The organism is Marinobacter sp. CA1, from assembly GCF_020546665.1.
Lineage (GTDB): Bacteria > Pseudomonadota > Gammaproteobacteria > Pseudomonadales > Oleiphilaceae > Marinobacter > Marinobacter xestospongiae.
In genome coordinates, this window is record NZ_CP071785.1 from 3505411 (window position 1) to 3520443 (window position 15033).

The following is a 15033-nucleotide window of genomic DNA, read 5'->3' on the forward strand; positions in this document are numbered from 1 at the left end:
TCGTGTGAATTGGGGTCCATGAATCCCGTCTGGCCAGGACGCCAGTGGTGCGCTCAGGCACCAATCGTGCCCGACACTCACCGGGGATTCAGACAAACACCCAATGTATCAGGCCCAACCGGCATTACCAAACCTAGCCCCGGGGATGGTGCTCCCCGTGCAGGGTTTTCAAGCGATGGCGGGCCACATGGGTATAGATCTGCGTGGTCGACAGGTCGGCGTGACCCAGCAGCATCTGCACCACCCGCAGGTCAGCACCGTGGTTGAGCAGATGGGTCGCAAAGGCGTGACGCAGAGTGTGGGGCGACAGCGGCTTGTGAATACCCGCGCGGGTGGCGTAGCGCTTGATTCGGTGCCAGAAGGTCTGGCGCGTCATCGCGCAGGCACGGTTTCCCGGAAAAAGGTCATCCGAGGCCCGACCCTTGAGCAGCACATCCCGCCCCTGGTTGAGATAACTGAGCAACCAGTCCAACGCCTCCTCACCCAGCGGCACCAGCCGATCCTTACCACCCTTGCCGGTGACCCGGACCACCCCCTGACGCAGATTGACCTGATCCACCCGCAGGGTCACCAGCTCAGTGACCCGCAATCCGCAGCCGTACAGAATCTCCAGCATCGCCCGGTCGCGCAATTCCAGCGGGATCTCGACATCCGGCTCACTGAGCAGCGCCTCGACCTCCTCCTCTGACAACGCATCGGGCAACCGCTGAGGCTGGCGAGGACTGTCAATGCGCAGCGTCGGGTCTTCGGAGATGATCTGCTCCCGCAGCAGGTAGCGGTAGAACCGCCGCAGGCAGGACAGACGGCGGGCCGCTGTACTGCTCTTGCGCCCCTGCGCCAGAGCCTGGGACATCCATCCCAGCAGATCGGTGCGGCTTGCGGCCGCCAGGGGCACTGCGACAGGACGCTGATCAAGCCAGGCCGCCAGGCGAAGCAGGTCACTGCGGTAGGCGGAACGGGTCTGCTCACCGAGCCCCTCCTCCAACCAGATAGCATCACAGAACCGCTCTATCAGTTGGCTGTTGTCAGCCCCGGTCGTAGCCACTTGCAGCCTCTCACCTCCCGCCATCGCCAGCTGCGACAGCCATAAAAAAAGGCAGCCAATGGCTGCCTTTTCTGACCCTGAACTGCCACAGCAGCCCAGCATCCTTGGATCTGTTCGACGCCCGGTCGCCCGGGCAGTCGACTCAGCCCAGCTTCTCTTTGATACGAGCAGCCTTACCAGACAGGTCGCGCAGGTAGTACAGCTTGGCCTGACGCACGTCACCACGACGCTTGACGCTGATGCTGTCGATCAGCTTGGAGTAAGTCTGGAAAGTCCGCTCAACACCCACACCGTAAGAAATCTTACGCACGGTGAAGGAAGAGTTCAGACCACGGTTGCGCTTACCGATAACAACGCCCTCGAACGCCTGCAGACGCTCACGGTTGCCCTCAGTAACACGAACCTGAATAACCACGGTGTCACCCGGCGCAAAGGCAGGGATTTCCTTGGTCATCTGTTCTGCTTCAATCTGACTGATGATGTTGTTCTTGCCGCTCATCGTATGCTCCTGATACCCAATCTCTCAATGCCCTGAACGTTCAGTGGCACCCGGTTCATTTAAAAATTCATCCAGCAGCTCACGCTCTTCGTCCGTCAACACCCGCTGTTCCAGCAGGTCCGGGCGTCGCTCCCAGGTTCGCCTCAGCGACTGCTTCAGCCGCCAACGCCGGATCTGATCATGGTGACCGCCTAACAAAACATCCGGCACCGCCTGACCTTCGTACACTTCGGGCCGGGTGTAGTGCGGACAATCCAGCAAACCGTCGGCAAAGGAGTCCTGCTCCGCCGACTGCGCATGACCCAGCGCTCCGGGGATGAGGCGAGTAACCGCATCAATCACTGACATCGCTGCCAGCTCACCACCGGACAACACGAAGTCGCCCAGCGATACCTCCCGGTCGACTTCCGTCGCTATCAGGCGTTCATCCACACCCTCGTAACGACCCGCCACCAGAATCAGGTTTTCTGCAGCCGCCAACGACTCCACCACGGACTGGTTGAGCGTCTCACCCTGCGGTGACAGATAGACCACACAGGCCTTGCCTGGTGCCGCCGACCTGGCCGCATGGATGGCATCCCGCAACGGCTGAATTTTCATCAGCATACCGGGACCACCACCGTAGGGACGATCATCCACCGTACGGTGCCGATCGTGGGTAAACTCCCTGGGATTCCAGCTCTGGAAACTCAGCAACCCGTCACGAACCGCCCGACCGGTGATGCCGTAATCAGTCACGGCCTGAAACATCTCCGGAAAAAGACTAACTGCTGCAATCCACACCAGTCAGAACTCCGGGTCCCAGTCCACCACCATTTTTCCGGAAGCGAGATCAATCTCCCGGACCACCTGATCGGGGAGATAGGGAATCAAGCGCTCCCGCTGGTCGATGGCATCGACCGTCGCGTGAACCACCAATACGTCGTTGGAGCCGGTCTCAATCAGGTGGTGAACCTTGCCAAGGCATTCGCCTTCGACGGTTTCAACCACCAGCCCCTCCAACTGATGCCAGTAGTACTCCCCGGCAGGGAGTTCTGGCATGACATCAGTGGGGACGACAATATCGGCACCGCAATAACCGCGAGCGACCTCGCGATCGCTGACACCCTTGAGCTGAACCACGATGCCCGGACCGTGCCGACGCCCCTGTTCCAGCTGGATGAGTACCCGCTTGCCGTCCTGAACCAGAGTCCAGTTCGGATAGTTCAGAATACCTTCAATGGGATCGGTATAGGAAAAGACCTTGACCCATCCCTTGACCCCATACACCGAGGTAATCCGGCCTATCACAGTTTCCTGCGAACTCACTGCCATGCCCTACCCCGGTCGAGAGTCGATCTTACTCAGCGCCTTTTAGCAGCTGCGCGACGCGCTCGCTGGCCTGAGCGCCCTGGCCCAGCCAGTAGTCAACGCGATCACGATCTACGCGCAGACGCTCTTCCTGACCACGGGCAACCGGGTTGAAGAAACCAACACGTTCAATGAAACGACCGTCGCGGGATTTGCGGCTGTCGGTGACTGTCAGATGGTAGAACGGGCGCTTCTTGGAGCCGCCACGAGCCAAACGGATTGTTACCATTTCGACCAATATCCTGTTCAGTTGTACGAACTTTGTACGATTCGCATCAACCGCCTAACAGTCGATACGAAGACCCATACTCGAAAGGGGCGCTATTCTATGCCAAAAGAGCGCCAAAGGAAACAGCTAATACCTTCGACTTTTACATACGCCCGAACGGAGGCATACCGCCACCTCCGCCGCCCGGCGGCATCATCCCGCCCATGCCCCGCATCATGTTGGCCATGGCGCCTTTCTTGCTGAATTTCTTCATCATCTTGGCCATCTGCTTGTGCTGCTTGAGCAGCCGGTTGACGTCCTGGATCTGGGTACCAGAGCCTGTCGCGATGCGGCGCTTGCGGGAATTGTTGATGGTATCCGGGTAACGACGCTCTTTAGGCGTCATCGAGCAGATAATGGCTTCCATCTGCCCCATACTCTTGTCATTGACCTGCTGCTGCGCCACCTCGGCCATTTGCCCCATGCCAGGAAGCTTGTCCAGCAGGCCGCCGACACCGCCCATGTTCTTCATCTGCTGAAGCTGGTCGCGGAAATCCTCCAGATCGAAGCTCTTTCCTTTCTTGATCTTCTTGGTGAGCTTTTCCGCCTTCTTCTGGTCCAGCTTGCGCTCGGCGTCCTCAATCAGGGAGAGCACATCCCCCATACCGAGAATCCGAGAGGCAACCCGGTCCGGATGGAACGGCTCCAGGGCGTCACTCTTCTCGCCGACACCAAGGAACTTGATCGGCTTGCCAGTGATATGGCGCACCGACAGCGCGGCACCGCCTCGGGCATCGCCGTCGGTCTTTGTCAGCACCACACCGGTCAGCGCCAGGGCGTCATTAAAGGCCTTGGCGGTGTTGGCGGCATCCTGACCGGTCATGGCGTCGACCACAAACAGCGTCTCAATCGGGTTTACCGCCTGATGGAGCCGACGAATTTCCGACATCATGTCCTCATCGACATGAAGACGGCCGGCGGTATCAACGATCACCACGTCCAGGTGCTTCTTACGCGCCGCGTCAATCGCGCCCTCGGCAATCGCCACCGGGTCCTGGTCAGCGCTGCTGGGGTGGAACTCAACCTCAACTTCCCCCGCAAGGGTCTCCAGTTGCTTGATCGCAGCCGGACGGTAGACGTCCGCACTGACCACCATGACCGACTTTTTCTCGCGCTCCTTGAGCTGGCGCGCCAGTTTGGCCACGGTAGTGGTCTTACCGGCCCCTTGCAGGCCCGCCATCATGATCACGGCCGGCGGCTGAGTGGACAGATTGAGGGCCTCGGAACCATCCCCCATAACCCGCTCCAGCTCCTGCTGGACCACTTTCACAAACACCTGGCCCGGTGTCAGGCTGCGACGAACCTCCTGGCCCACGGCGCGCTTACGCACACTTTCAATAAAGGCCTTGACCACCGGCAGGGCGACATCCGCCTCCAACAGTGCCTTGCGGACCTCACGCAGGGTCGCCTTGATGTTGTCGTCCGTCAGGCGGGCCTGACCGGAAATTTTCCGCAGACTGCCAGAGAGTCGGTCTGTCAGGTTCTCAAACATAGTGAATCCGTACCCTGAAAAAATGGATGCATGAACAGGGAACCGGTTGATTCCGGTTGCACAATCGCGACATTATAACCAGACTATCGCGCTGAAACGACCAACCCGGTCAAATCTGCCCTCTACTGATGCCCGACCCGAGCAACTTGATTAAGGACGACATGGGAACGCTGATCCTCGCGGTAACCTCGCTTTTCCTCTATAGCGTCGGAACAGCCTTGCAGGCCCTCAGCTTTCGCGGCCGCGTCCACACCAATATCGCCGTCACCAGCCTGATCGGTACGCTTGCGCTGATCGGCCACGGCCTGTTGCTGTGGCAGACCCTCCATCACGACGGCGGGTTTGATTTCGGCTTTTTCCAAAGCTCCGTGCTGATCTCCTGGCTCATCGTTGCGCTGTTGCTGCTGTTCAACATCCGCAAGCCGGTGCAGAACCTTTCTCTGGGCGCTTACCCCCTGGCTGGTATCACCATCCTGATGCTGCTGGCGAAACCGGAATCCACCCAATTGGTGGCGGCTGACAACTACGGCATGCTGTCCCACGTAGCCCTGTCGATCACCGCCTACAGCCTGTTCACACTTGCTGCCGCCCAGGCCGTGGTACTGTATTTCCAGAACCGCCAACTCAAGCACAACTACAACAGCCTGCTGGTGCGCAACCTGCCACCACTGCAGACCATGGAATCGCTGTTGTTCGAGATGGTGTGGGCCGGCGTGGTGCTGCTGATCCTGGCCATCATCACTGGCGCCCTGTTCGTCAATGACCTGTTCGCCCAGAACGTTGCCCACAAAACCATCTTCTCGCTGATGTCACTGGCGGTGTTTGTGGCACTGCTGATTGGCCGCTATACCAAGGGCTGGCGCGGCATTACCGCCAGCCGCTGGACCCTCACCGGCTGCCTGCTGCTGATGCTGGGATTCTATGGCAGCAAATTCGTGCTGGAGCTGGTCTTTCACCGCATCGGCTGATCCGGTACCCGTCAGCGAATTCGCCAGACGTCACGCAGGACAAGGAAACGGGGTTGACAGCGAAAACCCCGCCCCCTATGTTCGCAGCTTATCCGCAATATAAGGACACCATCTGTTGAACGAGGCATCGCTTACGGCGCTGTTTTCGCTCCTCGCGGGGCTGATTCTGCTGTCCGCGTTCTTCTCCAGTTCAGAGACCGGCATGATGTCTCTGAACCGTTACCGTCTCAAGCACCTGGCCAAGACCGGCAATCGCGGCGCGAAACGGGCCCAGGGCCTGCTGCAGAGAACGGATCAACTGATCGGGGTCATCCTGATCGGCAACAACTTCGTCAACATCCTGGCCTCCTCCATTGCCACGGTCATCGCCATCCGCATCTGGGGTGACGCCGGCATCGCCATTGCCACGCTACTGCTGACCATCACCATCCTGATTTTCGCCGAGGTCACACCCAAGACCCTTGCCGCGCTGTTTCCGGAAAAGATCGCGTTCCCCGCCAGTTACGCACTTGGCCCGTTGCTCAAGGTGCTGTACCCCGCGGTCTGGCTGGTCAACCTGTTTACCGGCGCCATCCTCAAACTGATTGGCGTGTCCGCCCAGGATGCCGCCAGCGATCACCTCAGCCGCGAGGAGCTGCGCACCCTGGTCAATGAAGCCGGCGCACTGATCCCCAGCAAGCACAAGGACATGCTGGTCAGCATCCTCGATCTGGAGCACGTCACCGTCAATGATATCTTTGTGCCCCGCAACGAAGTGGTGGGCATCGACCTGGATGACGACCTGGATACCATCATCCGCCAGATGCGCAGCAGCCAACACACCCGCCTGCCGGTGTTCAAAGGCGATATCAACAACATTCAGGGCGTGCTGCACCTGCGTAACGCTACCAAGCTGCTGATGGAAGAAGACCTGAACAAGGCCAAACTGATGCAGCTGTGCCGCGAACCCTACTTCATTCCCGAAAGCACACCGCTGAACACCCAACTGATCAACTTCCAGAAAGAAAAGCGGCGGTTCGGCATTGTGGTGGACGAGTACGGCGAAGTGCTGGGCCTGGCCACGCTCGAGGACATTCTGGAAGAGATAGTTGGCGACTTCACCACCGACTACGCCGCCACCAGCCCGGACATCATTCCGCAGGACGATGGCACCTACATTATTGATGGCTCCACAGCGATTCGCACCATCAACAAAACGCTGGGCTGGAAACTGTCCACCGATGGCCCCAAGACCCTGAATGGCCTGATCACCGAAACCCTGGAAACCATTCCGGAGAGCAATGTCTGTCTGACCGTCGAAGGGCACCGCCTGGAGATTCTGCAGATCAAGGACAACGTGGTGAAGGCCGCCATCGTTCACGCTGCGCCGCGCCGGCCCAGACCACTCAGATCGTAGACGGGCCAGCCTGTCCCTCGCCAACCAGGGCGCGGAGCAGGCTGCCAGCAGCTAGCTATAGAGTGATTGGTTATAGCCGGCCAAGAACTCGAAAGATTATCATTTAACCCGTTACTTGACCTGGCGAAGACTCTGAACGAAATTAAAGCTGAGGTTCCCTATAATAAGAATTGGAGTGCGTTCCATGAGTCCAGGGCTGGCCCATCGCCAATCCGCTTCTGTGTTGCGGAGTCCCGACCATGGTCATGATGGCCGGGCCCGTCACCGACTGACGCCCACACCCATCCATCGCCCTCCCCTGCGGCAAGTCCGAGGTCCACTGTGGCACGCTGTTCATTACGACGGCGACATCGGACATCCCGCGGACGTGTATTTTCGGTCATTTTACCAGGCCGGGAATTGCGGTAGATTGATCACAATAACCATAAACGAAGCAGTTCGGCTCGGTCATGTATCCGGTTGAGGCGTAACAGGAGTCGGCCATGAACAAGCAGTCCGGCATACATTATCTCCACGAGCGCAAGGACGCCGGCAGCCAGAACGGGCTGCCCAGCGAGGTTGTTCGCATTCGCGATACGGTGTCTGCCGGGTTGGGAGATCTCTTGCAGGGCGCGTTTGACGCCGTTGATGACTCATTGTTCGAGCTGGCCAACAACGCCCGCAGCAACAATGAGCAAAACCGCTATTTTGAGGCGATGCGTGAAATCCGCATCAAGCGCAAGGGCATCGAAAAGCACTTCCAGGGCGCGGTGGTCAAACTGTTCAACCACCCACCCCGCATCGGCGCCACACCTTTCAGCCAGCCCGAAGGGCAGCAGCAGTCCAATGCAGACTCATTGTCCCTGGTTCAGAACGAGGAGCTGGAAGAGCAGGTCGCCCTCAATGCCATGGTCAGTAAGTCCCGCGCTCATTTCCAGGGGCCACTACTGCAACTGCAAACCCGTTTTTCCAGCGTCTACCCCGACGCCAACGACGACACGCCTGTAAATCCTCTGGCGCCGGAGCTGCTGTGCGCCGCGTTTGTCGAGGCCGCCCAGGTACTGGAAATCCAGATCCGGGAACGACTGATTGTCCTCAAGCAGTTTGACCGCTACGTGGTGTCCAACCTGGGCATGCTGCTGGATGAAGCCAACCGCATCCTGGTCCAGGCCGGCGTTATCCCCAATTTCCGTTATCACAGCAAGACCTCTGGCACCTCGACAGCCACCAGTGCCAGCACCGCCCGCTCCCCGGAGAGCGTGGGTGAGCAGGTTACCGGCGATAGCGCCTCTCAGTACGAAGACGAGGTTCTGTTCGAGCAGATCCGCCAGTTGCTTGGCCGGCACCGGGCCGCCAGCGGCCAGATGCCCAGAGCCGCCGACCCCACCATTCAGGTCATCGGCACCAGTGAGCTGTTCCAGTTAATGAACCACCTGCAACAGCCGCCCCGGGACCTGAGCCATCGCAACCTCAGTGCCGGCGAACCCGTGGTACTGGATCTGCACCAGGTGATGGAACAGCTGCTCAGTCGCACTCAGCCGGCGGAAGGCAAGAAGCCGGCGCTGAACGAGATGGATGAGGATCTGATCAATCTGGTGTCGATGCTGTTCGAGTTCATCCTCGACGACTACAACCTGTCGGCGCCCATCCAGGTCCTGATCAGTCGTCTGCAGATCCCCATTCTCAAAGTGGTGATCAAGGACAAATCCTTCTTCAGCAAAGCCACCCACCCGGCCCGACGACTACTTAATGCCCTGGCCAAGGCCGGCATAGGCTGGAGTGAGAGCGACGAAAAGAGCCGCGATAAACTCTACGAACAGATCCACAACATCGTATTGCGGATTCTGGAAGAGTTCGAGGGTGACATCAGCCTGTTTGAACAACTGGGTGAAGAGTTCGATCAGTTCCTGGCTCGGGAAAACCGCAAGGCATCACTTGTCGAGCAGCGCACCCGGGAATCCGAGCGCGGACGGATCAAGTCCCGCAAGGCCCAGGAAACCGTCGATAAACTGCTGCAGGAAAAGCTGTCGCATCAGCCCATACCGGACACGGTGCGAGACATCCTGACCAACGGCTGGAGCCGGGTCATGTTTCTGGCTTACTTGCGCAACGACATCGAGAACCGCTGGAACAGCGTGGTCCGGGTGGTGGATGACCTGATCTGGTGCCTGCACCCACAACAGGATGACAATGACCGGGACCAGTGGGTCAGGGTCGTACCCGGGCTCCTCAAGTCACTTCGGGCCGGGCTGGAAGAAGTGTCCTATAACTCCAGCAAGCTGGATGACATGATGGGCGAGCTCAAGCATGAGCTGACCGAGGCGTTCCGCGCCCACGCCCTCGCCGAGGCCCGCGGCCAGAGCCGAGAGGAACCCGAAGCGTCAGAGCCCGAACCCAGCGAGATTACCCAGCAGGCCACTCAGGACGACGCAGCACTCGCGGAGCATGTCACGGTGATAGACGGACTCACCATCGGGACCTGGGTGGAGTTCGGGCTGGTCAATGGCGCCCGCTTCCGCTGCAAGCTTACGGCCATCATCGAGGAAGCGGACAGCTTCGTATTCGTCAACCGCATGGGTCTGAAAGTGGTGGAGAAATCCCGGCTCGACCTCGCTCGCGAACTGCAACGGGGTCGACTGACCGTGCTTGAACAGGGCGCCCTGATCGACCGGGCACTGGATGCGGTGGTGGGCTCGTTGCGGGGCCATACCGCCCAGGCCTGAACACTCACTGGTTACGATGAGCAGTTACTCGGAGTATCGTTACCTCAATGTCTGACACCGCCAGCCACACAGTCCTTCCGGCCAACTACCGGATTGGACTGGCGGTTTCGATCGCCCTTTTATTGCACACCCTGGTGGCCACCCTGGTGCCTCCGGTGACCACACCAACCATCCCCGAGTTGCGGACCCTGCAGGTCACCCTGACGGCCACCCCGCAACCGGCCACACCCGCTCTCGAACCGGAACAGGAAACTCCAGCAACACCGGAGCTGGCGCCAGCACCCGCGCGACCGACAGACACCGCTGCCGACGCCGCCCCGAGCCGGCCCGCCACCGTCGTGACCACCCGCGCCGCCTCATCATCCGCAGCACCACCGCAATCTGAGCAAACGCAAACCAGAGGCAGCAATCCCAAAGACACGTCGTCGCCGACGCCGCCCACTCAATCTCAACGGCAACCGGCGACATCGACCCGCAGCCCCCGATCTGCGCCGGCGCCGAGCGCCAGCCAGAGCCGAGCCTCCGCTCCGGCAACACCCTCACAACCCTCGACCGCAACCACCAGCCCGACTGCGACGCCCAGCGAGCCGGAAGCGACCATTACCCAATTGGGGGACATTACCCAGCAGTCGCCCTACGAAGCCGCCCTGGCCCGCCGCATCTCCGAGCATTCGCGGCAATACCTGCAGGTGCGGACGGATCGCCTGATGGTGGTGGAGCTGGAACTGAACCTGTTGGACAACGGGGCGTTGATGGCGGCAAACGTCGCCCAGTCCTCCGGCAACGATCTGGCGGACCGGGCAGCCTACCGCGGCGCACTGAACGCCAGCCCCTACCCGGCTCCGCCGAGCGGAAATCAGCAGGGCAACCGGTTTCGGGTGAAGATCGTGTTTACGCCAGAACGGCTCTGAACAACAAGGATGGGTGATCAGGCCCGGAGGCCATTAGACGGGACACGAGGCTGTCGGCAAGACGGGGAAAAGAGATGGGCCAGGCAGTGCCCGGCCCATGGGGATCACTCAGGCTTCGGCCTGCTTTGACGCAGCCTTGACCATGGTTTCCAGCTCACCACTCTCGGACAGCTCAAGAATGATGTCGCAGCCACCCACCAACTCACCGTTGATATACAGTTGCGGGTAAGTGGGCCAGCTTGAATAGACCTTCAGCGCCTCACGCAGCTCCTGATTGTCCAGAATATTCACGAAGGCAAACCGCTCACCACACGCCATCAGGGCCTGCACCGTACGGGCGGAAAAGCCACACTGGGGCGACTGGGGAGTGCCCTTCATGTACAGGATGATCGGGTTCTCATCCAACTGGCTTTTGATCGTTTCATTGATATCCATGAACACTCCTCATCATTCACTTCGGGCCGATGTGACGCCACGGACCTGAGCGGTCTCAGCGCCAACACCGGCGGATTTGCTTCTATTGTACACACCCACCAGAACCAGCACCAAGCAAGCCTCCGATTAACCCCGAATCGGCTGCGCTGGTATCCCGCCAGAGCATCACATTGTGTTCCCCGGGGTTACCGGATAGACTCTGAAACCTGCCCAGAAATGGGCCACCATGGAATCCCCCTTAAGTCCCCCTGGCCATGGCCGGTGCCTAACGTGCACGCCGGCCTCTATTGCTATTTGACTCAGGACCACCAGGGGGCCGAACCCGCACGCCCGGGCCGATGCCTCCGGGAACCAACAAGGGCCGTCAACATGGCAGTAAGACACTTTCTGACCCTCGAAGACCTGTCACCCAGCGAACTCAATGATCTGCTGGACCATGCCAGCCACCTGCGCGACACCTGGCGCCAGGGCAAAACCCGCGATTCCCTCAAGAACCGCGTACTGGCCATGATCTTCGAAAAGTCCTCTACCCGAACCCGGGTTTCGTTTGAAGCTGGCATGACCCAGCTTGGAGGCTCAGCCCTGTTCCTGTCTCCGCGGGACACCCAACTGGGCCGAGGCGAACCGATTGAGGATTCAGCACGGGTGATTTCCAGCATGGTGAGCGCGGTGATGATCCGCACCTTCGCCCACGACACCGCCGTGCGCTTTGCCGCCGCATCCCATACCCCGGTAATCAACGCGCTGACTGACGATTACCATCCCTGCCAGCTGCTCGCCGACATGCAGACTTACCGCGAGCACCGGGGCAGCATTCAGGGCGGCACCGTGACCTGGATCGGCGACGGCAACAACATGTGCAACTCCTACATCAACGCCGCCATCCAGTTCGACTTCCAGCTGCGCATCGCCTGCCCGGCCGGCTACGAGCCGGACAGCACGCTGCTCGCCAAGGCCGGTGAGCGGGTGACCGTCTGCCCAGACCCGGGCGAAGCCAGCCGTGACGCCAACCTGGTGGTAACGGATGTCTGGGCCTCGATGGGGCAGGAGCAGGAACAACAGGCGCGGGAATCCGCGTTCAACGGCTTCCAGGTCAACCCCGAGCTGATGGCGCTTGCCGACAAGGATGCCCTGTTCATGCACTGCCTGCCGGCGCATCGGGGCGAGGAAATCTCCGAAGGGATGCTGGAGCACCCCAGTTCGGTAGTCTGGGACGAGGCTGAAAACCGCCTGCACGCCCAGAAAGCCCTGCTGGAATTCCTGATTCTCGGCACCCTGGACTGATCTTCCATGACCGACAAGCATCGCGGCGACAACGCCTGGCTGCTGGAAGTGGACGATCTGGCCTGCGGCTACGACAACGGCGCCGTGGTCAAATCGATCCACTTTGCCCTCGGCCACGGTGACATCGGCTGCCTGCTGGGCCCCAGCGGCTGCGGCAAGAGCACCATCCTGCGAGCACTGGCCGGCTTCCTGCCCCTGAGCGCCGGCGAAATCCGGCTCGATGGCCGCACCATCAGCCTGCCGGGCCGGGCACTGCCTCCGGAGCAGCGACGGATTGGCATGGTGTTCCAGGACTACGCACTGTTCCCGCATCTGACCGTCGCCGCCAACGTCGGCTTTGGCCTCGGCAAGCTCGCGGCCGGCGAACGGGAACGCAAAGTGCGGGAACTGCTGGAACTGGTTCACCTGCAGGACCTGGCCCAGCAGTACCCCCACGAGCTTTCCGGTGGCCAGCAACAGCGGGTCGCCCTGGCCCGGGCATTGGCACCAGAACCCACCCTGATCCTGCTGGACGAGCCGTTTTCAAACCTGGACGCCGACCTGCGGCGACGCCTCAGCCTGGATGTGCGGGAAATCCTCAAAAGCCTTGGCATCAGCGCCATTCTGGTCACCCATGACCAGCAGGAAGCCTTTGCCATGTGTGACCAGGTCGCGGTACTGAAAGACGGTCAGATCCAGCAGTGGGACGTTCCCTACAACCTGTACCACGAACCGGCCAACCGCTTCGTCGCCGGGTTCGTCGGCCAGGGCGGATTTGTGCCCGGGCGGGCGCTGGGCCCGGACACCATTGAGTCGGAACTGGGCGTTATTGAAGGCAATCGGGCCTATAACTGGCCCCAAGGCACCTTGCTGGATGTGCTGATCCGCCCCGATGACATCGTCTACGACGCCAACTCCGAGCTGACGGCCAAGGTCATCGAGAAAACCTTCGCCGGCACTTCCACTCTGTATCGCTTCCGCGTTTCCGAGGACACCGAGTTCGACGCCCTGTTCCGCAGCCACCTGGATTTCCATCTGGGCGAGCAGGTGCCGGTGCGGGTCGAAGCGGAGCACCTGATCGCCTTCGAACGCTGAGCCCCAAAACCTCTGCGCCAGGGGCCGGCGTTTTGAGAGATCCTTCGTGGTCCCCGCTTAAAAGGCACTACCCGCGTAACAGGCACTAATGGTGGCGCACCCGCTCCACCGCATCCTCCCAGCCGGCGTAGAGAGACTCCCGCAAGCCCGGGGCCATTGCCGGCTGGAAACGCCGCTCCCGCTCCCACAGCTCGGCGATGTCGTCCAGCCCCTGGTACACCCCCACCTGCAAGCCAGCCAGGTAAGCCGCACCCAGGGCGGTGGTTTCGGTAATCCGCGGCCGGTCCACCGGCACATTGAGAATGTCCGCGAGAAACTGCATCACCCAGTCATTGACCGCCATGCCACCGTCCACCCGCAACTCCTGCAGCCGGGCGCCGTCGTTCTGGATTGCCCGGATCAGGTCCTTGGTCTGGTAACACACCGACTGCAAACCGGCCGTCACCAGTTCGGCAATGCCGGTATCCCGGGTCAGCCCGAGAATGGCACCGCGGGCATTGGGGTCCCAGTGGGGAGCGCCCAGCCCGGTGAAAGCGGGCACCATGTACACCGGGTTCTCGGCCCCGACAGCCTCGGCATGCGCGGTGGACTCGCTGGCGTGATCGATTAGTCGCAACCCGTCCCGCAGCCACTGCATGGCGGCACCGGCCACGAAAATGCTGCCCTCCACGGCATAGTAGGCCTGCCCCTGCAACCGGTAGGCAACGGTGGTGAGCAACCGGTTCTCCGACCGCAGCGGCTCGGTCCCGGTATTGAGCATCAGGAAACAACCGGTACCGTAAGTGCTCTTGGCCATACCGCGCTCAAAACAGGCCTGTCCCACCAGAGCTGCCTGCTGATCACCGGCGATGCCCGCGACCGGCACAGCGGCCCCCAGCAAACTGGCACCCACCTGACCAAAGTCTGCCGCGGAATCGCGAACCTCCGGCAGCAACGTCCGAGGTACCCGGAACAGGCGCAGCAAGTCATCATCCCACTCCTGCCGGTGAATATTGAACAGCGCCGTTCTGGAGGCGTTGGTGGCGTCAGTCAGATGGGAACGGCCGCCGGTGAGATGCCACAGCAGCCAGGTGTCGACGGTCCCAAACGCCAGCTCCCCGGCTTCGGCCCGCGCACGGGCGCCCTCCACCTCGTCGAGAATCCAGGCAATCTTGGTGGCGGAAAAGTAAGGATCGATCAACAGTCCGGAACGCTCCACAACCCGGCTCTCCTGTCCCCGGGCCCGCAGGCCGGCACAGATATTGGCGGTTCGCCGATCCTGCCAGACAATGGCCGGATGGATCGCCTCACCGGTTTTCCGGTCCCAGATAATGGTAGTCTCACGTTGATTGGTGATGCCCACCGCCGCCAGCTGAGAGGCCTCGAGCCCCGCCGTCGCCAGTACCTCACGGCACACGGCCAGGCTGCTTTCCCAGATCTCCCGGGGATCGTGCTCCACCCAGCCATCGCGGGGAAAAAACTGCCGGAATTCCTGCTGGGCAACCGCCACGGTCTTCCCCTGTCGTTCAAAGATGATGGCCCGGGAACTGGTGGTTCCCTGATCGATAGCCAGCAGATAGGTGGGCATGGAATGATCCTTTTATTTTCGAAAACGAAAATTATAATGAAG

14 protein-coding genes are annotated in these 15033 nt (G+C 60.7%); 6 read left to right on the plus strand and 8 right to left on the minus strand.

Annotated features, from left to right (window positions below):
• Positions 1-133 precede the first annotated feature (133 nt).
• The 6 genes from xerD to ffh form a co-directional block, all read right to left on the minus strand.
• On the minus strand, positions 134-1045 hold the full coding sequence (gene xerD, locus J2887_RS15995) for a site-specific tyrosine recombinase XerD (protein ID WP_227172093.1): 912 nt from the start codon (positions 1043-1045) through the stop codon (positions 134-136).
• A gap of 142 nt (positions 1046-1187) precedes the next feature.
• On the minus strand, positions 1188-1544 hold the full coding sequence (gene rplS / locus J2887_RS16000) for a 50S ribosomal protein L19 (RefSeq protein ID WP_092021024.1): 357 nt from the start codon (positions 1542-1544) through the stop codon (positions 1188-1190).
• Positions 1545-1568: 24 nt separating this feature from the next.
• Complete coding sequence (gene trmD, locus J2887_RS16005) at positions 1569-2327, minus strand: tRNA (guanosine(37)-N1)-methyltransferase TrmD (protein WP_227172094.1); 759 nt, start codon at positions 2325-2327, stop codon at positions 1569-1571.
• 3 nt (positions 2328-2330) lie between these two features.
• Positions 2331-2858, minus strand: coding sequence for a ribosome maturation factor RimM (gene rimM, locus J2887_RS16010; RefSeq protein ID WP_227172095.1), 528 nt, complete (start codon positions 2856-2858; stop codon positions 2331-2333).
• A 25-nt stretch (positions 2859-2883) separates the two neighbouring features.
• Complete coding sequence (gene rpsP, locus J2887_RS16015) at positions 2884-3123, minus strand: 30S ribosomal protein S16 (RefSeq protein WP_227172096.1); 240 nt, start codon at positions 3121-3123, stop codon at positions 2884-2886.
• 142 nt (positions 3124-3265) lie between these two features.
• Positions 3266-4654 carry a signal recognition particle protein gene (ffh, locus tag J2887_RS16020; protein ID WP_227172097.1) on the minus strand — a complete coding sequence of 463 codons (1389 nt, stop codon included), beginning with the start codon at positions 4652-4654 and terminating at the stop codon, positions 3266-3268.
• A gap of 161 nt (positions 4655-4815) precedes the next feature.
• Here ffh and J2887_RS16025 point away from each other — a divergent pair, with 161 nt between their 5' ends.
• From J2887_RS16025 to J2887_RS16040, 4 genes are all read left to right on the plus strand, one after another.
• Positions 4816-5622: a cytochrome C assembly family protein gene (locus J2887_RS16025; RefSeq protein WP_227172098.1), complete on the plus strand. Its 807-nt coding sequence runs from the start codon at positions 4816-4818 to the stop codon at positions 5620-5622.
• Positions 5623-5737: 115 nt separating this feature from the next.
• The gene (locus tag J2887_RS16030; protein ID WP_227172099.1) at positions 5738-7018 is read left to right on the plus strand and encodes an HlyC/CorC family transporter; all 1281 of its coding nucleotides are present in this window, start codon (positions 5738-5740) and stop codon (positions 7016-7018) included.
• Positions 7019-7500: 482 nt separating this feature from the next.
• Positions 7501-9720, plus strand: a complete 2220-nt coding sequence (locus J2887_RS16035; RefSeq protein ID WP_227172100.1) for a DUF1631 domain-containing protein — start codon at positions 7501-7503, stop codon at positions 9718-9720.
• A 47-nt stretch (positions 9721-9767) separates the two neighbouring features.
• The gene (locus J2887_RS16040; protein WP_227172101.1) at positions 9768-10631 is read left to right on the plus strand and encodes an energy transducer TonB family protein; all 864 of its coding nucleotides are present in this window, start codon (positions 9768-9770) and stop codon (positions 10629-10631) included.
• A gap of 108 nt (positions 10632-10739) precedes the next feature.
• Here the strand turns inward: J2887_RS16040 and grxD are convergent, their stop codons facing one another.
• Positions 10740-11066 (minus strand): Grx4 family monothiol glutaredoxin, encoded by a 327-nt coding sequence (grxD, locus tag J2887_RS16045; RefSeq protein WP_227172102.1) that lies wholly within the window; start codon positions 11064-11066, stop codon positions 10740-10742.
• 369 nt (positions 11067-11435) lie between these two features.
• Here grxD and argF point away from each other — a divergent pair, with 369 nt between their 5' ends.
• Together argF and J2887_RS16055 are read left to right on the plus strand one after the other, a co-directional pair.
• Positions 11436-12350: an ornithine carbamoyltransferase gene (gene argF, locus J2887_RS16050; RefSeq protein ID WP_227172103.1), complete on the plus strand. Its 915-nt coding sequence runs from the start codon at positions 11436-11438 to the stop codon at positions 12348-12350.
• Between the two features lie 6 nt (positions 12351-12356).
• A complete protein-coding gene (locus J2887_RS16055; RefSeq protein ID WP_227172104.1) occupies positions 12357-13424 on the plus strand; it encodes an ABC transporter ATP-binding protein in 1068 nt (355 codons plus the stop codon).
• Positions 13425-13509: 85 nt separating this feature from the next.
• Here the strand turns inward: J2887_RS16055 and glpK are convergent, their stop codons facing one another.
• Positions 13510-14991: a glycerol kinase GlpK gene (glpK, locus tag J2887_RS16060; RefSeq protein ID WP_227172105.1), complete on the minus strand. Its 1482-nt coding sequence runs from the start codon at positions 14989-14991 to the stop codon at positions 13510-13512.
• Positions 14992-15033 lie beyond the last annotated feature (42 nt).